The organism is Pseudoalteromonas sp. S4492 (assembly GCF_005886115.1).
GTDB classification, from domain to species: Bacteria; Pseudomonadota; Gammaproteobacteria; order Enterobacterales; family Alteromonadaceae; genus Pseudoalteromonas; species Pseudoalteromonas gelatinilytica.
Genome location: NZ_PNCP01000267.1, coordinates 1 through 347, shown reverse-complemented (window position 1 = coordinate 347; position 347 = coordinate 1). Strand labels below are relative to the sequence as shown.

The following is a 347-nucleotide window of genomic DNA, read 5'->3' as shown; positions in this document are numbered from 1 at the left end:
AGCAGAAATTCTGGTGGTTGCTGTTGGCAAGCCCGGACTGGTCAAAGGTGAATGGGTTAAAGAAGGTGCTATTGTCATCGACATCGGCATCAATCGTATGGACGACGGCCGACTGGTAGGCGACATTGAGTTCGAAACCGCCCAGCAAAAAGCCAGCTGGATTACACCGGTACCTGGCGGCGTTGGCCCCATGACCGTCGCCACCCTTCTTGAAAACACCCTTTACGCTGCAGAACATCTTCACGACTAACAGACACAATGGTTGGAAAGCTCCGTAGAACAGGCCGGAGCTTTTCAAACTCGCGAACCATCACTCTAATACTGCATTGAATCATCGCATGGTTTGA

General features: G+C 51.3%; 1 pseudogene. It reads left to right on the top strand.

Going from position 1 to position 347, the window contains the following annotated elements:
• Positions 1-250, top strand: a pseudogene (locus CWC28_RS21540) (bifunctional methylenetetrahydrofolate dehydrogenase/methenyltetrahydrofolate cyclohydrolase); the annotation flags it as partial.
• Positions 251-347 lie beyond the last annotated feature (97 nt).